Genomic DNA, 19,247 nt, shown 5'->3' with positions numbered 1-19,247 from the left:
CAGCCACTATCACTACGACGAGCAAAACCGCCTACACGCCCACGCCGTTACGCAGCAGGAAAACTACCTTTACCAGCGCCAGTACGACTACGACAAATCCGGCAACCTCACCCGCCTGCTCGATACCCGCAAAGGCCAGCACGACTATCGCTACGACCCGCTTAACCGGCTAACCCGCGCCGATCATTCCCAAGACGTCCAGGAGCGCTTCGCCCACGACCCGGCGGGCAACCTGCTGATGCAAGACCGTCCCGGCCCGGACATCGTTGCCGGCAATCGCCTGATGATCCAGGGCGACCGCCATTACGACTACGACGCCTTCGGCAACCTGATCCGCGAACGGCGCGGCAAGGGCCATCAACTCGTTACTGAGTACCGCTACGACTGCCAGCATCGGTTAATAAGCATCACAAAACCGAACGGCGAAACCGCTAGTTATCGCTATGACCCGTTTGGGCGACGTGTCAGCAAAACCGTGGATGGCGAGACCACCGAGTTTTTCTGGCAAGGCGACAAGCTGATTGCCGAGCACCACGCAGAACGCCATCGCAGCTACATCTATGAGCCCGACAGCTTCCGCCCATTAACACTGCTGGAAGGTTTCGGCCCAAAAGAGACCAAGCCCTACCACTACCAACTCGACCACCTCGGCACACCGCAAGAACTCACCACGCCTGAAGGCGAAATCGTCTGGTCCGCCCACTACCGCGCCTACGGCCAGATCGCCCGGCTCGACGTAGGCAAAATCGACAATCCGCTGCGTTTCCAGGGGCAGTATTTTGACCAGGAAAGCGGGCTGCACTACAACCGCCATCGTTACTACAATCCGGATATTGGTCGTTACCTGACACCGGATCCGGTGAAGTTGGCGGGTGGGATCAACGCGTACCAGTACGTGCCCAATCCTACGGGTTGGGTGGATCCCCTTGGACTAAATGCTAGCTGCACTGGCTCAGTAAAGAAAAACCCAACCTGCGCTATACCTGTTGAACCTGAAGTACCTAATATATCTCGTAAAGGAGCGTTCCGCGAAGCAAAAAGAGACGCCAATATACCGATGGCACAACAACCTGATGTAATTACCGCCCCGAGGTCTGGCATAAAGAAACAATACAGCATTGTGAAAATGTCAGATATAAACGAAAAAGCAATTTTAGATAGCTCGGGAAAACCTATTCACACGAGGGTCTACCAATATACGAGGGCTGATGGATCCAAGGTGTTAATACAAGACCATTCAGCCGGGCATAAATTCGGCGCTCCAAACGGAGTGGGCAATCAAGGCGCTCACTTCAATCTGCGTCCATTTGATACACCGCGAACCGGCAGCGTTCCGGGAACAAAAGACCATTACGTATTCAAGGATAAAAAATGAAACACTGGAACGATCTTGACGGGACTATATTTTTTAACAAAGTGTTTAGCCAACCAATTGAAATCGGCAAAGCTTACATTCATTCACTGGGCATAGAAAATGACCAACCCTCTTTTGGAATAGGTTTTGACATACCAGACTTCCCTGATGTGTTGCCTGAAAAATGGAAGAACAAAGGATATAACACGTGCAGAATTGCACTGAGCTGTTCCGAAATCAGCAACTTAAAAATAGTAAATCTCCCGCGCAGGGAGATTTTCAGAATAAATATAAAGCGAGAAAACGGGTACTTTTTTCTCACCGCAAACTCAAAAAACGCTTCTATTGAACTCAAAGCCAAGTGGCTCTCCATGGAAGGGCCGACAGTTTATATAAATAGCCCCGAACCAGGAGACTATGACTGGGCAGACAATACTCTATAAAAATCAAAAACGTGATTTACGCAACCGTTCCTATGAATGCTATAGCGAACGTCAATTCGCCGACCCGGCCCACCCCACCTAAACTCTGTCCAAGTTGTTCCAACGGACAAAGGACTCACGATCATGGGCAAACGTCACCCCAATCTCCCCGCCTGGCAATGGCGTCATTACCCACAAAACCATCAGCACCCGACCAACCTGGCGTTGCACCTGATTGCCGTGCCGCTGTTTATCGTCGGTTTCCTGCTGATCGTTTCAGGGGTGTTCAGCCTGAGCCTGGCCAGCTTGGCTATCGGTGTGGTCGGCATCGTGGCGGGCCTGGCGTTGCAGCGTCACGGCCACAGCCTGGAAGCCCAGGCCAGTGAGCCGTTCAGCGACCGTAAAGATGCGGTGCAACGCCTTGTTGTCGAGCAGTTCGTGACCTTCCCGCGCTTTGTGTTGAGCGGTGGCTGGTGGCGTGCCTGGCGGCAACGTCACCACCACTGAAGGGGCTTAGGCGAACACCACCACGGTCTGGCGGCTGAGGGCGATCAACTCGCCGGTCGGGCTCCACAGCGCAGCGGCCGCATGGCCGTAGCCGTCGCGGGCATGTTCGATGTTGACGTGGTATTGGCACCAATCGAGGGTGGTCAGGTCTTGCAGCGGCTGGATGAACTCGATGGTCCAGGTCAGGGTGCTGCCTGGCGCAGGCTTTTTCAGGTGTGGCAGCAGGGCCGGCGGCCAGGCGTCGACCAGGGCGAGGATATGCGCCTCGGTCAGTGGCTCTTCTTTCACATCCCCGCGCAACCGTACCCAACCGCCCATGTCGCGGGATTTGTTACCGGTGAACGGCAGGCCGCCGACACTCCAGCGCATCGCCAGATGGCGCATGAATTCAGGGGTGACGCCCTTGATGTAGGGCAACTCCTGACATTCATCCCAATGTTTGAATACCGGCGGAGCTTCGCTCGCCACGTCAATTTCCGATGCTCGAGACGCGCCAAAACTGGCCTGGACCAGGGTCGCCACTTCGCCGTTCTGCAACACGCGGCCGAGCAACTGGCTGACGGCCTTGCCTTCGCGCAACACTTCGACTTGATAACTGGCGGGCACATCCGGCGCGACCGGGCCGACAAAGGTGATGGCCAGGGAGCGCAAGGGGCGATCCGCCGGCACCTGCGCGCGCAGGGCCTCATATTGCAGGGCGGCGACCAGGCCGCCAAAGGTGGCACGGCCCTGAGCCCATTCGGCAGGAATGGTGACGTCCAACGGGTTGCTTCGGGCAGCGTCGAGCAAATCACTAAAGCGCATGGCGACCTCACATCAAGAAAATCGATGGGGAATCTTAACCATCGAGACGGACCGGCACACCGCCCATTCCGGCCAAAAGCCGGACCGCGTTAAAAACAATCGGCGCTGAGTTTGTCCAGCACACGGTCAGCCTGCCCTTGAGCCTTGAGCATGGTGCGCTGCCAGATGGCAACGCAGGGTTGCAGATCCGCCTGCTGCCCGGCCTGGGCCAGCCACTGCCAGCAGTCATGCCAGTCGCCCAGGGCGCTTTGGGCTTTCTTCAATCGCGACATGGCGTTGGGGGATAGCTTGTCCAGTTCGGGGTAAGCCTCGGCGGCGTAACGCACGCGCTTGATCAGCAACCGCAGGCGGTGGCGATCATGCTCGGGATCCTTCAGGGCTTCATCGAGTTTCTGCCATTGCTTGGCCAGGCGTTTCTCGATGCGCGGGCGCAGGCCTTTGAGCAGTTTCTGGTGCTGGGAGGCGCGAATAAAGCGTGGGAATGCATCCAGAATCAGTAACAGGTGCGCCAGTTCCGGGCTTTGCGCCACATGGCGATAGGCCTCGGGTTGCAGGCGCAGGCGCCGATCAGCCGCCTCGTGATAACCGTGCTGATGCAGATACGCCGCCAGGACCTCGCGGTCACGCAGCGGCGTGGTCAATTGGCCAACCGTACTGGCGGCCAATTCAAGCTGTTCCACACCGGGCAGCCCGCGTAAAGGCCGCAACAAGCTGCGCAAGCGCCGCACGGTGGTGCGCAAATCATGCAGGGCTTCATCGTCAGTGACGGCGGCGAGGCGAGCCTGGCAGCTCAGTAACCCTACTTCCAGGCCTATGACCTGGGCGACTAACTGATTGACCAGCGCTGACATCCTGCCCTCACTTTCCAATGAATAATCCTACTCGCCGCTACAGGTCAACGCCCGGCGCGAGACTCACGAATATAGAACCGCGCCTTCTGGGCTTTGTTGGAGCACCCTTCAAACGCTTCAAACTGCTGCTGGGTCTTGGCGCCAGTCAATAGCGACAGAGCCTTGGAGTAGCTCACGGTGCCAGCAAAACCTTCAGCCTTGGCCAGATCGAGTTCTTTCCAGGCGGCATCCAATTGGGAACCGCAGCTGTCGCGGTAGGCCGTCTTGCCGGCACAGCCGACCAAGGCCAGCACGATCACAGGCACACACATCCAGGCTTTCATTGATGACACCTCAAAATAAGCAAAATCATTCGTAGCCTGTAGACGTTGCCCACAGGGAAAAGTGCCTTGTCCCTAGCCTGAAATCGGTCGTACCTATTGCCAGAGCATACCCGAGCGCAAAGGTTATCCTCTAAAAATAACCGAAGATTGAAGCCGCCCCCCGGATGGGTGCATTGTGGGCACCTGTTTTGCGAAGGACTGGGACATGAAAAAACGTGTTGCCTTAGTGCTGGGCTCCGGGGGAGCCAGGGGCTACGCCCATATCGGGGTGATCGAAGAAATCGAACGACGCGGCTATGACATCGCCTGTATCGCCGGCTGTTCGATGGGCGCGGTGGTCGGCGGTATCTATGCCGCAGGCAAGCTGGACGAATATCGAAACTGGATCGAAAGCCTGGACTACCTCGACGTATTGCGCCTGGTAGATGTGAGCTTTCGGCTGGGTGCGATTCGTGGCGAAAAAGTTTTCGGGCAGATTCGCAAAATCGTCGGCGAGATCAATATCGAAGAGCTGCGCATCCCCTACACCGCCGTGGCCACCGACCTTACCAACCAACAGGAAATCTGGTTTCAGGAAGGCTGCCTGCACCAGGCCATGCGCGCATCGGCGGCGATCCCAAGCCTGTTCACCCCGGTGATGCAAGGCAATCGGATGCTGGTGGACGGCGGTCTGCTCAACCCCCTGCCTATCGTGCCGGTGGTGTCGAGCCACTGTGACTTGATCATCGCGGTCAACCTCAACGCCACCAACCAGAAGCACTATCGGCTGCCGGTGATCCAGCGCCCGCCGGCGTTCAAGAGCCGCTTCAACAGCCTGGCCAAATCACTCGGATCGCACCTGCCATTTCGCCGTAAACAGGCCGAGCAGTTGATGAAGCTCGAACAGGAAGCCTTGCAGGCCCAGGCAGCAGAGATCAACCCGTGGCTGGAGTCGGCTGAACCCGAATCCCAGCAACCCGCTGCCGCGCCGGAAAAAGCCGGCGCACCGAAGTCGGCGACCGGCTCGTTCATCATCGATAACGTCGGGCCTGCGTCGCTGCTGGACCTGATCAACCAGAGTTTCGAGGTGATGCAAACCTCATTGGCGCAGTACAAGATCGCAGGCTACCCGCCAGATGTGCTGATCAACGTGCCGAAGCGAGTGTGCCGGTTCTTCGAGTTCTACAAGGCGCCGGAGCTGATCGCCTTGGGGCGGGAGATCGCCAGTGATACGTTGGATCGGTATGAGAGTGAGCAGAGTTGAGCGCGTGGGTGTTGCTGATGGCCTCATCGCGGGCAAGCCCCACATTTTAATCTGTGAATACACTCAAAATGTGGGAGGGGGCTTGCTCCCTCCCACAAAAACTCAAGCATTCAGCAACCGATACCCCACCCCCGCCTCGGTCACGATAAACCGTGGCTGCGTCGGGTCATCCGCCAGTTTCTGGCGCAGGTGCCCCACCACGATACGCAGGTAATGGCTGTCTTCGGTGTGGGTCGGGCCCCAGATGTCCTTGAGCAATTGCTGCTGGGTAATCACCCGCCCCGGATGCCGGGCCAGTTGCGCCAGCACTGCATACTCCTTGCGGGTCAGCGCCACTTCGGCACCGTCCAGCAGCACGCGGCGATAAGCCAGGTCCACCGTCAGCGGGCCGAAATTCAAGGCGGCTTCCTGGGCCTCTCCCGCCGGTGCCTGACGCAACAACGCACGCACCCGAGCGAGGAATTCCTGGATGCCGAAGGGCTTGGTCACGTAGTCATTGGCGCCACCGTCAAGAGCCTCGACTTTCTGGCCTTCACTGGCCCGCACCGACAGCACCAGCACCGGTACCGTCGACCACTCGCGAAACTCGCGCAGCACCTGCTGGCCGTCCATGTCGGGCAGCCCCAGGTCGAGCACCAGCAGGTCCGGTTTGTTCAGGGCCGCTTGCGCCAGGCCTTCGTTGCCGGTGCCGGCCTCGATCACCTTATAGCCCTGGGAGGCCAGGCTGATGCGCAGGAATTTGCGGATCTGCGGTTCGTCATCTATGACGAGAATCGTCGCGGTCTGGCTCATGGTGTCCGTCAAAATTCGTTAAAGAATCACCCCATTCAGGAGCCATTCAAAGGTCAGTGTCCAAGCCAGGTTGAGATTGTAGCGGCAGAAACAACGTGATGCAGGTACCCCGCCCATCAATGCCATCGGCCACGCTGATATGCCCACCATGCGCACCGACCATGCCCTGACAGATCGCCAGGCCAAGGCCGGTGCCCTGCCCGCCCCGATCACCGCGGGCAGCGGTATAGAACATGTCGAAAATCTTCGCACGCTCCTCCTCGGGAATCCCCGGCCCTTCATCCGCCACGGCAAAAAACAACTGCTCATCCTGCACGCCAGCGCGCAACTGCAAGCGACCCTGGGGCGGCGAAAATCGGGCGGCGTTTTCCAGCACATTGACCAACGCCTGTTCGATCAACGCCGCATGCACATACAACAAGGGCAGTTCCGACGGCACCTCGGTGCTCACTTGCAATGGCGCCAGCACCGCGCGCAAACGCCCGAGGGCACTGCCGACGATATCACCGGGCGACACCCAATCGCGCGCCAGTTTCAGCGCGCCGTGGCCCAGCCGCGTCATGTCCAGCAGGTTCTGGATATAGCGGTCCAGGCGCTCGGCCTCATCACGGGTGCCTTCAAGCAATTCGCGACGATCCTCCATGGGAATGGCTTCGCCGAGGGCCAGCAGGCTATCGATACTGCCGCGCATGGAGGTCAACGGCGTGCGCAAATCGTGGGACACCGACGCCAGCAAGGCGCTGCGCAGTTGTTCGGTTTCACCGTGCAGACGCGCCGACTCCAACTCTTGCCCCAACTGCGCCCGCGCCAGCGCCTGGGCCAGTGGCTGGCTCAAGGCAGTGAGCAAACGTCGGCGTTGCCCGCTCAACTCCAGGCCCGGTTTGGCGCTGACACCGAGCAAGCCCAGCGGCCCCTCTTCACCCGACAACGGCCACCACCACCAACGTCCGAACGGCAAGGTGCCGGTGCCCATACCGGCAGGCTGATCATGCTGCCAGGCCCAATCGGCGGCAGCGCGTTCGGCTTCGGTGAGGGTCAGCGGGCCACCGGTCTCGACCGTCCAGCCGCCCTGACCGTCGCGATTGACCAGACACAAGTCAAGATCGCGCCAGCCTTGCAGATGGTGGGCGGCGGCGCTGATCACGGCTTGGCGATCGGTGGCCGCCGTGAGCTTGCGCGACAGGTCGAGCAGCTCGCTGGTTTCTTCCTGGGTATCGCGCAACGCCTGCAGCTGGCGGCGCTGGCGCGCGGCGAGGTTGCCGGTCAGGGCTGCCATCAGCAGGAAGAACAGCAGGGTCAGCACATCCTCTTCGCGCTGAATGGCGAAAGAAAAGTTCGGCGGGATAAACAGAAAATCGTAGGTCATGAACGACAGCGCCGCGCATACCAGCGACGGCCCCAGGCTGCTGCGCACCGCCACCAGCAATACGGCAGCGAGAAACACCAGCGAGATATTCGGCAGCGGCAACACACTGGACACGGCCCAAGCCACGGCCGCAGCAACCACCGTGGCAACCACCGCCAAAGCGTAATCGAACCACACCAACCCGCGCACATCCGGCAAGCGTGGCGGCGCCGGTATGTCATCGCTGTCGAGGACATTGATTTCCAGGCCACGGGCATTGCGCAACAGCCGCGCCGCCAAGCCACCACCGAACAAGCGCCGGCGCCAGCGCATCCGCGACTGCCCCACCAGCAACAAGCTGGCACGGCGTTCGGCGGCGTGCTGGATCAGGGTCTTGGCGACCTCCCCGGCCCGCAGTAACACCACTTCGCCGCCCAACCGCTCCGCCAGTTGCTGGGCGTTCTGCAGACGCAGGCGCGATTGCTCATCCCGCGCTCGGCCGTTGTCGACGTGCACCAGGCTCCAAGGCAAATGCCGACGCTGGGCCACGCGACTGGCATGACGCACCAGGCGTTCGGCTTGCGCATCGCCATCCACGCCCACCAGCAAACGCCCACGTACCGCCGGCGCGGCCTGTCCGAGTTGGCGATAGCCCTGGGCCAGATCATCGTCGACGTGGGCGGCGGCGGTTTGCATCGCCAGTTCGCGCAGGGCCATGAGGTTGGTCTGGGTGAAAAACGCATCGATAGCCGCACGCGCCTGTTCGGGCACATACACCTTGCCGTCACGCAGGCGTTCGAGCAGTTCGCGCGATGGCAGGTCGATCAGCAACAGTTCGTCGGCCTCTTGCAGCACCCAGTCCGGCAGGGTTTCGCGCACTTGCACGCCGGTGATGCCACGCACCTGATCATTGAGGCTTTCCAGGTGCTGGACGTTGACCGTGGTGAACACATTGATACCGGCCGCGAGCAATTCCTGAATATCTTGCCAGCGCTTTTCATGACGGCTGCCGGGAGCGTTGCTGTGGGCCAGTTCGTCTACCAGCACCAGCTTGGGCTTGGCGGCGAGCAGGCCGTCGAGGTCCATTTCTTCGAGCATCACGCCGCGGTATTCGCTGCGCAACAGCGGTTGTTGCGGCAGGCCGCTGAGCAAGGCTTCGGTCTCGGCGCGGCCGTGGGTTTCGACCACCCCGGCAATCAGCCGTACGCCCTGACGCAGTTGGGTGTGGGCCGCCTGGAGCATGGCGTAGGTCTTGCCCACGCCAGGCGCGGCGCCGAGGAAGACCTTGAGCCGGCCACGGCCAGCCCGGGGCAGATCGGCTAACAGGGCATCGGCGCGGCCGGAGTCGCTCATACGGGTTCCTTCAGACAGGTATTTTCAGGTCAATGAAGATCAACTGTGGGAGGGAGCAAGCCCCCTCCCACAGGGGTTCAGAGTTTTTCCAGGGCCATGTTGAGGGCCAGGACGTTTACCACCGGCGGCCCTACCAACGGGCTTTCGATGTGCTCATCCATCAACCGCTGCAAGGTCGCCACCGGCACATTGCGCGCTGCCGCCACTCGCGCCAGTTGATAGGCAATCGCCTGCGGTGGCAAGTGTGGATCAAGGCCGCTGCCGGAGGTCGTCAGCGAGGCCAGTGGCACCGGGCCCTGGCCAGGCACTGATTGTTTGCCGGCATCCTCGACTACGCGGGTCGCCAAGGCCGGATTGCTGGGGCCCAGGTTGCTGGCACTGCTGGACACCGTCGCAAAGGCTCCTGCTGACGGGCGTGGATGAAACCAGCGGTCGCCGGTAAAGTCCTGGGCGATCAGGCTGGAGCCGCGCACCTTGCCGCTGGCGTCGTGCACCAGGCTGCCATTGGCCTGATCGGGGAAGGCCACTTGCGCCACGCCCGTGACCACCAGCGGGTAGGCGACGCCGGTGATCAGGGTCATGAGTACCAGCAGACTCAGGGCGGGGCGGATGATGTTTGTCATAGTCAAATCCTCAATAAATCAGACAGGTCAAACCAGGTGCAGCGCCGTCAGCAGCATGTCGATGGCTTTGATACCCACGAACGGCACCAAGAGCCCGCCCAGGCCGTAAATCAGCAGGTTGCGTCGCAGCAAGGCCGCCGCACTCGCCGCTTGCACCCGTACACCGCGCAGCGCCAGGGGAATCAGCACCACGATAATCAAGGCGTTAAACACAATGGCCGAGAGGATCGCGCTCTGCGGGCTCTGCAAGTGCATGATGTTGAGCACGCCCAGTTGCGGGTAGATCGAGGCAAACAGCGCCGGCAGGATTGCGAAGTACTTGGCCACGTCGTTGGCGATGGAAAAGGTCGTCAACGCGCCACGGGTTACCAGCAATTCCTTGCCGATCTGCACCACGTCCAGCAGCTTGGTCGGGTCGCTGTCGAGGTCGACCATGTTGGCCGCTTCGCGCGCGGCCTGGGTGCCGTCGTTCATGGCCATACCGACGTCAGCCTGAGCCAGCGCCGGGGCGTCGTTGGCGCCGTCGCCGCACATGGCAACCAGGCGACCATCGTTTTGTTCATGGCGAATACGCGCGAGTTTCTTCTCTGGCGTGGCTTCGGCCAGCACGTCATCCACCCCGGCTTCAGCGGCAATCGCGGCGGCGGTCAGAGGGTTGTCGCCAGTGACCATCACGGTGCGAATCCCCAACTTGCGCAACTCGGCAAACCGCTCGCGGATGCCGGGCTTGACCACGTCCTTGAGATGGATCGCACCGAGCAATTTGCCATCGGCGCAGACCAGCAATGGGGTGCCGCCGCTTTGGGCGATCTTGTCGATTTCCCGCGACAGCGCAGGTAAAAGCTCGCTGCGTTGCTGGCCGATAAACGCCAGCAGCGAATCCACGGCGCCTTTGCGGAACACGCGGCCCTGATAGTCGACACCCGACAATCGGGTCTCGGCGCTGAAGGGTACGGCGGTCAATTCATCCAGGCTTGGCTCGGCCTGCGGGTGCAAGGCACGCAGGTATTCAACGATGGATTTGCCTTCCGCCGTGTCATCGGCCAGGGATGCCAGCAGCGCGCCTTCAGCCAATTCCCGACCACTGACGCCAGGCGCCGCGACCACGGCCGAGCAACGACGGTTACCAAAAGTAATGGTGCCGGTCTTGTCCAGCAGCAACACATGCACGTCCCCCGCCGCTTCCACGGCGCGACCGGACTTGGCAATCACATTGAGACGCACCAGGCGATCCATGCCGGCAATCCCGATGGCGGACAACAAGCCGCCAATGGTGGTGGGAATCAGCGTCACCAGCAGTGCGACCAGGAACACCAGAGGCAGGCTGCCATTGGCAAAATGCGCGAACGGCTGCAAGGTCACCACTACCAGCAGGAAGATCAGGGTCAGGCCGATCAGCAGGATATCCAGCGCGACTTCGTTGGGGGTTTTCTGGCGTTTGGCGCCTTCCACCAACGCAATCATGCGATCCAGTGTGGACTCACCCGGGTTGGCGGTGATGCGAATCAGCAGCCAGTCCGACACCAGCCGTGTGTTGCCGGTAACGGCCGAGCGGTCACCGCCGGACTCGCGGATGACCGGGGCGGATTCGCCGGTGATCGCCGCTTCGTTGACCGCCGCAATACCTTCGACGACCTCGCCGTCACCGGGGATCATTTCCCCCGCGGCAACACGTACCACATCGCCCTTGCGCAGGCTGGTGGCCGGCACCACCTTGAAGCTGCCATCGGCCTCCTGGCGCCGGGCGCTCAAACCTTCGCTGCCGGCCTTGAGGCTGTCTGCGCGGGCCTTGCCGCGGCCTTCGGCAAGGGCTTCGGCGAAGTTGGCGAACAGCACGGTGAACCACAGCCACACGGCGATTTGCACCGCAACAAAGGTGGGCACGGTGGTATCGGGCACAAAGCACAATACGGTGGTGAGGATGGCGGTCAGTTCGACCACCAGCATCACCGGCGAGCGTTGCAGTTGGCGTGGGTCGAGCTTGACGAAAGCCTGGACCAGCGCCGGGCGCCAGAGCGCCGAGATGGCGGTTTTGGCAGGCTCCTGGGTTTTGACCGGGGCCGCGTTTTTTGCAGGCATATTCATTTTCATGTCCCTTTAGAAGCCCATGCTCAGATGTTCAGCGATAGGCCCAAGCGCCAGCGTCGGCAGGAAAGTCAGGCCGCCCACCAGCAAAATGGTCACGGTCAACAAGGTCACGAACAGCGGGCCATGGGTGGGGAAGCTGTTCTGGCCAATCGGTGCGGCCTTCTTCATCGCCAGGCTGCCGGCCAGAGCCAGCACCGGGAGGATGTAGCCAAAGCGGCCGATCAACATGCCCAGGCCGAGCATCAGGTTATGGAACGCGGTGTTGGCACCGAGGCCGGCAAACGCCGAACCGTTGTTGGCACTGGCCGAGGTGTAGGCGTAAAGCAACTGACTGAAGCCGTGGGGGCCAGGGTTACTGATCGCGCCCGCCGGGCCCGGCAGGCTGGCGGCGATGGCACTCAACACCAGCACGCCGACCGGCATGACCAGCAGGGTCACCACCAGCAATTGCACTTCCTTGGCCTGGAGTTTCTTGCCCAGATATTCCGGCGTGCGGCCGATCATCAGGCCGGCGAGGAACACCGCGATCAGTACGTTAAGCAGCATGCCGTACATGCCAGCACCGACGCCGCCAAAGATCACTTCGCCAACCATCATGTTGACCAATGCCACCATCCCACTCAGCGGGCTGAGGCTGTCCTGCATACCGTTGACCGAGCCGTTGGATGCCGCGGTAGTGGTCACCGACCACAGCACGGTGCCGGTGGTACCGAAGCGTGTTTCCTTGCCCTCCAGCGGTGCGGTTTGCTCCACGGCCGGGTTGTTCAAGGTCGGATTGGGCTGGTATTCGGACCACAGCGACGTCGCGCCGCCGATCAGGAACAGCGCCAGCATACACGCGAGGATCGCCCGGCTCTGACGCAGGTCTTTGACGTAGTGGCCGAAAGTAAATACCAACGCCACCGGGATCAGAATGATCGAGGCCACTTCGAACAGGTTGGCCCAGGCTGTCGGGTCTTCGAACGGATGCGCCGAGTTCACCCCGAAGAAGCCGCCGCCATTGGTGCCCAGTTGCTTGATCGCAATCTGGCTGGCCGCCGGGCCCAAGGGAATCACTTGGTCCACGCCCTGCAGCGTGACGGCGTCAACATAGTGGGCGAAGGTTTGTGGCACGCCCTGCCACACCAGGAACAGTGCGAGCACCAGGCACAACGGCAGCAGGCCGTAGAGGGTGGCGCGCGTCATGTCGACCCAGAAGTTGCCCAAGGTCTGGGCAGATTTGCGCCCGATCCCACGGCACAAGGCGACCAGGACGGCGAGACCGGTCGCCGCACTGACGAAGTTCTGCACAGTGAGGCCGGCCATCTGGCTGAGATAACTTAGGGACGTCTCACCGCTGTAGTTCTGCCAGTTGGTATTGGTCATGAAACTGACGGCGGTGTTGAACGCCAGGGTCCATTCCTGGCCCGGCAACTTCTGCGGGTTCAGTGGGAGGGAGCCCTGGAATAACAGGATCGAGAACAACAACAAGAAGCCCGCCAGGTTGAACGCGAGCAAGGCCAGCATGTATTTCTGCCAGCTCTGTTCCTGCTGCGCGTCCACGCCCGAAAGGCGATAACAGACCTTTTCGACAGGCCCCAACACCGGCGTCAACCACGTGCGCTGGCCTTCCATCACCTTGTAGTAGAACCGCCCCAAAAACGGCGCCGGCACCAGTACCACGGCAAAGAAGGCGATGATCAGCCAATAGTCATAACTGTGCATAGCCGCTCCTAGTTCCGATCCGCGCGTAACAGCGCAACCAGCAGATAAATGAACAGCGCCACGGCCAATAGCAGTGACACTCCGTCCAGAACGCTCATGGAAATTTCCCCGTCTTGCGGCGATTGCCGCGTGTGGGGGCATTGTCCCTAGGAGGGGTGTAAAGGAACGAGAGCAAGGCGTTGGGTGAGGCGTAAAGATGGCGTAAAGAGTGGGTTTATCCGGGGTTTACAGGGGGCCTTATGGGGTAACCATCCAAAGGTGCCAGGTTAATGATCGCGAGCAAATCGCGCCTTGCACTGCCACCTTTTGACCCACTGAGTGATTACAGAGGCGTGAACAAGTCGGAAACTCCTCCTAGCACCGCGGCCACGTTGGGATTTACCTGCGACTCTTTAAGCACTGACACTTGATACTCAGGTAAGCCCGATTCACCGTCGAAGTGCGACAGCATTGCCTTGCTCTGGCCTTTTCTCAAGGTCATTTCCAGGGCCGCTTTCATTTGCGTCTCGTCGGTGAATATCGCAAGACCATAGTTAGGGTCAAAATAGAACCATGTCTTGTTCCCATTGAGATCAACCACAACACGGGCCATCAAGCCATGGTCTGGGGTGCTGATTAACAAAGTTTTCGTTTCGCGGCTACTGGCCAAATCGGAAATGATACCGGTGGAGGGAACCTGTTTAAGTTCACCGGGTTGAAGGTATTTAGTTTCGATTTTTTCCTGAAGCCGGCTCAGCTTACTACGGAAGGTAGCGACTTGAGTGGCGCGCAGTTGTTCGGCATCGGCTTTCGCCGGGTCCAGTTTTCGCAACTCTGCAATGTCCTCGCCCGGAGGCACGGGGCGCATCGCCTGACTTAGATTTTCAAGAAAAATTTCGTGTTTGCCCTGCTTGAGGGCTTCCGCCATCAGCGTAGACAGCGCCGCGCACTCCCCCTCCGACAACAAGTCAACTCGACTGAGGTACAACCCTTGAGGAATACCCTTGATCACTATAGGCGGGCGGGCGTCTGTTAATCCAATGTCTTCGCTGAAACGTTTGAAGTTTCTCTTGCTCGCCTGTTCTCTTATCTTTTCCATATGCCTGACCAAGTAACCAATTTGTTCAGGTGTGCGTTCGGGTGCGATAGCCAGCTCTGCCACCTGATCGAGAGTCAATTTTTCCGTCAACTTGTCTAGCCCTGCCGGCTGCCCTGCGCGATACCCTCTCGCATAGCCGTCTTTGTCAGTGAGGGCCGCTTTAAGATGGGCCATCTTGAACCTGTCGGGCAGTTCTTGGAGATCTGCAATTCGTTTTGCCAGACTACCGAGTTGGCCCGGCGTACGGCGCTGGGCTACCGCAAGGCGTTTTAACTGATCGATGGTCATCGCTGGAGAGTAGCCATAGACGGCTTCTGGGTTTAACTCTCTCCACCCCTTTGAGTACGTGGCGAGGTCTTTACTCTTTGCATCGGCTATAACGTTATTGTAGTCAGTGCGAAAGTTTTTGTTGGGCGGCACAGGAGGTGCCAATGTGTTTGTTATTCTTTCCCACGACAGGTAATCAGAGAATCCTTTGATTTCCCCTTTGATTGCACCTTGTTCGGGCTTGAAACCCTTCGCGGTACCATATGGGCGACCGCTGATGGGGTCATAGAGACCCCACTTACCATTCTGGAAGACCGCAGATCCATGTAGGGTCTGCTCGCCAACCTTGAATGTACCGTTGGCTACCGCGTCATAACGCTTACTGAGGTTGATGAGTTCCGGCCGGCCTAATGTGCTCTTGACGAACCGGAAGTTGTTAATGACGTGGCCAGCGCCCTGGGTGACCACTTTCGCCCCCCCCACAATCAAGTCACCAACACCGGCTAGCGGATTGAGCTCGGATAGAAGGCTTGTGCCCATTATTTTGGTGACCTTGAGCACCTTTTTCAGTGCGCTCCCCCCTTTAGCCAGCACTTTCGCTGCTTTGGCAGCAGCACCGACACCAGCGGTGATAAAACCAAAAATATCAAATGCAACATCGGTGATTCCTTCACTGTAGTTACCGTCTATAAAGTTGACAATTGCCGATCGAAAGGGAATAAAGTCGAGAAGAAAATTCCCTATCACTTTCTCCTGTTCCGCCCCCTGTTCGGACCGCGTCGCCCCCATAGCGGCTTTCCGAATGGCAGGGTTATCGAAGTCCAGTGCCTTAACAATCGAGTCAGCAATATGGTTGGCTCGTTCGTCGGTGAACAGGTACGGTGCAGACGGTGCGGAGGCTCTTGGCTGATCAAGAATGTGTCGTTTGATATCATCAGCATGTCTCACGCCAAACGGTAATATAGCCGCTAGCGTATTACTGCCATCGACCCATTTACTTAAATCTTGATCGGGGAAAAACTCCTCGGTTTTAGTAACCTCGTTCTGAATGTACTCAGGATCACGCGGCACCTCAATATTGCCAAGGTTTTTGATCAGACCTTTTTCCGTATCGAACTCATAGTTACTGGTGGTGCCGTTGCGTTTAGCGGTTACTATTACCTTGGAACTGGTATGAAACAACGTATTACCCAACGTTCCGATTTTATAGCTTTTCTCTTGATAATATTGGATTTCGCCAAAGCTGAGATTTTTTTTATCTTCCGGTGGCAAGTTGGTAAGGGCGTTCATAATAGACAGCTTTTTGACTGCCTTATGGTTGGCTGTTACCGTTGAAAATGCCTCATCAAAATCTTTTTGAATACTAAATTCCGGACTCTTAGTAAAAGCAGTAAACCTCGCAAGATCAATGCCATCGCCTTCTTTAATAATTTTCCAGCGTTCATCCATTGCATTCCCTTCCATGACGATATCCAGCATGGAATAAGAAATGCCAGGAGCGTAGGACGCGTAGGGCGAAGTTTTGGCGAATTTAGGCTCCTCGAACGCTACGTTTTCCCCAAACGTCTTCTTGAGTAACGCCAGGGCGATCTCTCGACGGCTTGGCAGGGGCGTATCCAGTAAAGCCGAAGCTTTTTCGAGTTCTGTTTGCTGATGGTTGAAAGCCGCTTGCGCTTTGTTGATGTCGTCCTGGGTGTAAAGCGCATCCTGTTTTCCGTTGAGAATGTTATTGGCCACAGCCCAATTGAGCAGTATCGCCGTTTGCGCAGGCTTGGGAGCCGCGTCTCGGGCGTCGGCGGCGATCATCACTTCAGCGTAGGTCATATGGGCGACGCTGCCGGGTGACTGGGCTTCGATGGCGGCGACCGCAATGCACAGAGTCGCCCACGCCACACTGCCGTAGACCACACTGTCGGGGACATCTTTGACCAGTAATTGCGGCGCTGCCCGCATCAGCAACAGGTACGCCCCCGCCTTGGCCATCGCCGATGATGCACGGCCGGTTTCAATCAGGTGCCGGCTCAGGCCTTCGATGATGGCTGAGAGGGGCTGGCCCCAATATTTTTTATCGGTCAGGTCGAAACCGGCTACCCAATTTCGATGCGCCCTGGTGAGAGACTCCGGGTCCAGCGCCAGATTCATGAGTGCCAGCGTATAGTCATTGACGCTGATGTCCGTGGAGACGCCACCCAAATTGGTTTGCATCTCTAGTCCCAGCGCATGCCCTTGCGGGGAGCCCACGAGGGCCTCCAGCATCGTCACTGGATCCTGCAATACGTCCTGAGAGTGCGGTTGACGCGTGTTCAAGTAGTCCAGCAGCCCCATCTGCGTGCTGACCTTATAGTCACTGGCGACGGCCCGCACCGTCTGCTGCTCGCGGGCAGTCATAGGAATCGGCCAGGACAGGCCGCCCCCGAAATTGCCTAACGGGTGCTGCTGGGCCCTTGCAATTGCCGTTTGTGCCAGGGAAAGCAGCTCGTCCAGGGTCTTGGGCAGGGGCAAGTCATTTTCGTTGATGAATGCCTCCAGACTGATCGATTTACCGGGTTCGCGGACAGATGACTGGTAATGAGCAGAGTCCGGGGCAATTCTCATCGGCGTACTTTTCAAGAGGGCCGATATGTCCTGCGCCGTGGCATTTTCCGGTAGCGCCTGGCCGGCCTGATTAAGCTGTTGTGCCAAATACTGCCAGTTGCTGCGATTCGCTGTCCGTTGCCGCATCACCTGGAGATTGTCCTGCTCGCTCAAACGCTCCAGCAGCCACTCATTGCGTGCCCGCAGAACGTTATCGGCGCTGAAATGTGGCGCCAGAGCAGACGCCTGATCCAAGTCCCTGAGCGTTTGCGATCGTTGCCAAGGGTCCGTGCTCGCTACACCGCTATCGTCGTCGAATAGCGCTTGCAGCTCGGTGTTTACCTGCTGCTGGCGTTCGAGCAGCTGCGGTACGCCTGCGGCAATGACGTCGGTGGTGAGTGGAATAAGGGTTTGGCTCAGCTCGTTTTCCCAACCAGGCTTGAGGCTTTGCTCGACCGAAATCGGCAAACTCTGCTTGGCCTGTTGCGCGGCATAAGCGTTGTTGCTGAGGCGCTGGCGCCAGGCTTGCAGGGCTTTGGCCGGGCTGTCGAACACCTCGTAGCCATCGCGGGGGGTATAAAGCACCGTGAGGCCGCGTTGCTCGCTGGGCGATAGTGCCCTGTTGGTGTCCGAGTTATTGAACGGGCGCTGTGTCGACGAACCGTCACTACTCGTGATCAGGAAGGCGCCTGCCATCAACGTACCGTCGGGCTTTGGCGTATCGAGCTTGAGCGGATACACCCCAGGCCGCTCTCCATCCTGCATGGCACTTTCCCGCGCCTCCAGAGTGGGGTATTCAATCGCTTTGTCGATCAGCGCCTTGGCGGCCGGGAGCATTGTGCCTTCTTCTACCTGAAGCGCTGCAAGGGTAGACAACATCTGCCGTTGAATACGCAGTAACTCGCCTTGCCGTGCCTCAGGGTTCGCTTCGCCAGAGCGTGGCTCCGTCCAGAATCGGGCAAGGCTCGAGGGCAGCTCTTTTTCGATGGTTTGGGCAATCGACAACAGGCTACCGGCAGCGTCCAGTTGTTTATCGCGTTCGGCCGGCGCGTCCCCCAGATAAAAACCGCAGTCTGTGGTGGCGGGGCTTGTGGAGGCGTCCGAGCCACCGAGCCCCTTGGAGGTCTTGAGCGCGTTAAAGAGTGCCGCAGTGGCAGGCTCTACAGAGAGCAATGTGCGCTGCCCCTGCTCATCAGTGTGATAGCGATGAAAATAGAGTTTAGTGGCGTCCAGCGGCGTCTGTTTGTAGAGCGCCTCAGCGAGTTGCTGTTCGATGACGCTCGAAAGGGTTGGCTGCTGGCCCGTCAGTGCGTGGATTTGCTGATTCAGCGCCCGAAATTGGTGAAGCAACTGCAGGTGTTTTTCGCTGATTTGCCGGCCGTTTTTCAAGCCTGCCGGGGTCACGCTGATGGGGGCAATGCCCTTCACATGAGGAATCGTTGATGGCTCATTTGCCGGCGATAGGGCATTGGCCTCGGGCAATAGAACGCTGTGCGAGGGGGGCAGATCCCGGCGCGCATGAAGACCAGTCACAGCTGAAGTCATTTCGGCTTTCTCGGATGTATTAACCCATGCGTCCCTGACGATTATTCATGTAACACTCTTCCTGAATGGGCACCGCATAGTGAAAACTGAGCAGGGAACAGTTCCGACAAGGTCGATCAGTAATAGTAAGTAAGCGTAAATGGACCGCCTCCAACAGCCCGTTGATTGCAACCATGTCATGGGCCAAGACATGCACCACCGTCAGGTCATGGCGGATAAACCGACCGGGCTGGCGCACATATCTGGTGCGCACCGGAAAACTTCAAACACAAAACCATCCTCCAAGCGACACTGGCGCCGCTTTACGACGTATCCCCATGGCATGGCACGCCTGCTGCAACACGCTGAACCATTTCCAACGGTTCAGGGAGCGC

General features: G+C 58.9%; 14 protein-coding genes. 4 read left to right on the top strand and 10 right to left on the bottom strand.

The window, feature by feature from the left end:
- From TK42_RS03320 to TK42_RS03310, 3 genes are all read left to right on the top strand, one after another.
- Positions 1-1,375: RHS repeat-associated core domain-containing protein (locus TK42_RS03320; protein WP_177464407.1), on the top strand; the 1,375-nt coding region annotated here is incomplete at its 5' end.
- Positions 1,372-1,797: an Imm50 family immunity protein gene (locus tag TK42_RS03315; RefSeq protein WP_103733589.1), complete on the top strand. Its 426-nt coding sequence runs from the start codon at positions 1,372-1,374 to the stop codon at positions 1,795-1,797. The genes TK42_RS03320 and TK42_RS03315, both read left to right, overlap by 4 nt.
- Positions 1,798-1,920: 123 nt before the next feature.
- The gene (locus TK42_RS03310) at positions 1,921-2,283 is read left to right on the top strand and encodes an Mpo1-like protein (protein ID WP_005786360.1); all 363 of its coding nucleotides are present in this window, start codon (positions 1,921-1,923) and stop codon (positions 2,281-2,283) included.
- A gap of 6 nt (positions 2,284-2,289) precedes the next feature.
- Here TK42_RS03310 and TK42_RS03305 read toward each other — a convergent pair whose 3' ends face one another.
- From TK42_RS03305 to TK42_RS03295, 3 genes are all read right to left on the bottom strand, one after another.
- Positions 2,290-3,087 carry an acyl-CoA thioesterase II gene (locus TK42_RS03305; protein WP_032877154.1) on the bottom strand — a complete coding sequence of 266 codons (798 nt, stop codon included), beginning with the start codon at positions 3,085-3,087 and terminating at the stop codon, positions 2,290-2,292.
- A gap of 89 nt (positions 3,088-3,176) precedes the next feature.
- Positions 3,177-3,938 (bottom strand): CHAD domain-containing protein, encoded by a 762-nt coding sequence (locus tag TK42_RS03300; protein WP_005786356.1) that lies wholly within the window; start codon positions 3,936-3,938, stop codon positions 3,177-3,179.
- Positions 3,939-3,982: 44 nt separating this feature from the next.
- Complete coding sequence (locus TK42_RS03295) at positions 3,983-4,261, bottom strand: hypothetical protein (RefSeq protein WP_103733588.1); 279 nt, start codon at positions 4,259-4,261, stop codon at positions 3,983-3,985.
- A gap of 205 nt (positions 4,262-4,466) precedes the next feature.
- On the opposite strand from TK42_RS03295, the gene TK42_RS03290 reads away from it, so the two are divergent.
- On the top strand, positions 4,467-5,504 hold the full coding sequence (locus tag TK42_RS03290; RefSeq protein WP_005786353.1) for a patatin-like phospholipase family protein: 1,038 nt from the start codon (positions 4,467-4,469) through the stop codon (positions 5,502-5,504).
- A 102-nt stretch (positions 5,505-5,606) separates the two neighbouring features.
- Here TK42_RS03290 and TK42_RS03285 read toward each other — a convergent pair whose 3' ends face one another.
- The 7 genes from TK42_RS03285 to TK42_RS03255 all read right to left on the bottom strand — a co-directional run bounded on the left by TK42_RS03285 (position 5,607) and on the right by TK42_RS03255 (position 18,873).
- Positions 5,607-6,296, bottom strand: coding sequence for a response regulator (locus TK42_RS03285; RefSeq protein ID WP_078820683.1), 690 nt, complete (start codon positions 6,294-6,296; stop codon positions 5,607-5,609).
- A gap of 46 nt (positions 6,297-6,342) precedes the next feature.
- A complete protein-coding gene (locus TK42_RS03280; RefSeq protein WP_103733587.1) occupies positions 6,343-8,994 on the bottom strand; it encodes a sensor histidine kinase KdpD in 2,652 nt (883 codons plus the stop codon).
- Between the two features lie 77 nt (positions 8,995-9,071).
- Positions 9,072-9,617: a potassium-transporting ATPase subunit KdpC gene (gene kdpC / locus TK42_RS03275; RefSeq protein WP_103733586.1), complete on the bottom strand. Its 546-nt coding sequence runs from the start codon at positions 9,615-9,617 to the stop codon at positions 9,072-9,074.
- 27 nt (positions 9,618-9,644) lie between these two features.
- Positions 9,645-11,702 carry a potassium-transporting ATPase subunit KdpB gene (gene kdpB / locus TK42_RS03270; protein ID WP_177464404.1) on the bottom strand — a complete coding sequence of 686 codons (2,058 nt, stop codon included), beginning with the start codon at positions 11,700-11,702 and terminating at the stop codon, positions 9,645-9,647.
- Between the two features lie 12 nt (positions 11,703-11,714).
- Positions 11,715-13,409, bottom strand: a complete 1,695-nt coding sequence (gene kdpA, locus TK42_RS03265) for a potassium-transporting ATPase subunit KdpA (RefSeq protein ID WP_103733585.1) — start codon at positions 13,407-13,409, stop codon at positions 11,715-11,717.
- Positions 13,410-13,417: 8 nt separating this feature from the next.
- On the bottom strand, positions 13,418-13,507 hold the full coding sequence (gene kdpF, locus TK42_RS03260) for a K(+)-transporting ATPase subunit F (RefSeq protein WP_003218754.1): 90 nt from the start codon (positions 13,505-13,507) through the stop codon (positions 13,418-13,420).
- A gap of 224 nt (positions 13,508-13,731) precedes the next feature.
- Positions 13,732-18,873, bottom strand: a complete 5,142-nt coding sequence (locus tag TK42_RS03255) for a hypothetical protein (protein WP_256584514.1) — start codon at positions 18,871-18,873, stop codon at positions 13,732-13,734.
- Positions 18,874-19,247 lie beyond the last annotated feature (374 nt).

It is taken from the genome of Pseudomonas sp. GZJR-8, assembly GCF_002916705.1.
Taxonomy (GTDB): Bacteria; Pseudomonadota; Gammaproteobacteria; order Pseudomonadales; family Pseudomonadaceae; genus Aquipseudomonas; species Aquipseudomonas synxantha_A.
The sequence above is the reverse complement of the archived record's forward strand: the minus strand, read 5'-3'. Positions and strand labels throughout refer to the sequence as shown.

Excerpts from the sequence above, each read along its gene's own strand:
- TK42_RS03315 (WP_103733589.1), top strand. The coding sequence starts at position 1,372 with ATGAAACACTGGAACGATCTTGACGGGACTATATTTTTTAACAAAGTG.
- TK42_RS03310 (WP_005786360.1), top strand. The coding sequence starts at position 1,921 with ATGGGCAAACGTCACCCCAATCTCCCCGCCTGGCAATGGCGTCATTAC.
- TK42_RS03305 (WP_032877154.1), bottom strand. The coding sequence starts at position 3,087 with ATGCGCTTTAGTGATTTGCTCGACGCTGCCCGAAGCAACCCGTTGGAC.
- TK42_RS03300 (WP_005786356.1), bottom strand. The coding sequence starts at position 3,938 with ATGTCAGCGCTGGTCAATCAGTTAGTCGCCCAGGTCATAGGCCTGGAA.
- TK42_RS03295 (WP_103733588.1), bottom strand. The coding sequence starts at position 4,261 with ATGAAAGCCTGGATGTGTGTGCCTGTGATCGTGCTGGCCTTGGTCGGC.
- TK42_RS03290 (WP_005786353.1), top strand. The coding sequence starts at position 4,467 with ATGAAAAAACGTGTTGCCTTAGTGCTGGGCTCCGGGGGAGCCAGGGGC.
- TK42_RS03285 (WP_078820683.1), bottom strand. The coding sequence starts at position 6,296 with ATGAGCCAGACCGCGACGATTCTCGTCATAGATGACGAACCGCAGATC.
- TK42_RS03280 (WP_103733587.1), bottom strand. The coding sequence starts at position 8,994 with ATGAGCGACTCCGGCCGCGCCGATGCCCTGTTAGCCGATCTGCCCCGG.
- kdpC (WP_103733586.1), bottom strand. The coding sequence starts at position 9,617 with ATGACAAACATCATCCGCCCCGCCCTGAGTCTGCTGGTACTCATGACC.
- kdpB (WP_177464404.1), bottom strand. The coding sequence starts at position 11,702 with ATGAATATGCCTGCAAAAAACGCGGCCCCGGTCAAAACCCAGGAGCCT.
- kdpA (WP_103733585.1), bottom strand. The coding sequence starts at position 13,409 with ATGCACAGTTATGACTATTGGCTGATCATCGCCTTCTTTGCCGTGGTA.
- kdpF (WP_003218754.1), bottom strand. The coding sequence starts at position 13,507 with ATGAGCGTTCTGGACGGAGTGTCACTGCTATTGGCCGTGGCGCTGTTC.
- TK42_RS03255 (WP_256584514.1), bottom strand. The coding sequence starts at position 18,873 with ATGACTTCAGCTGTGACTGGTCTTCATGCGCGCCGGGATCTGCCCCCC.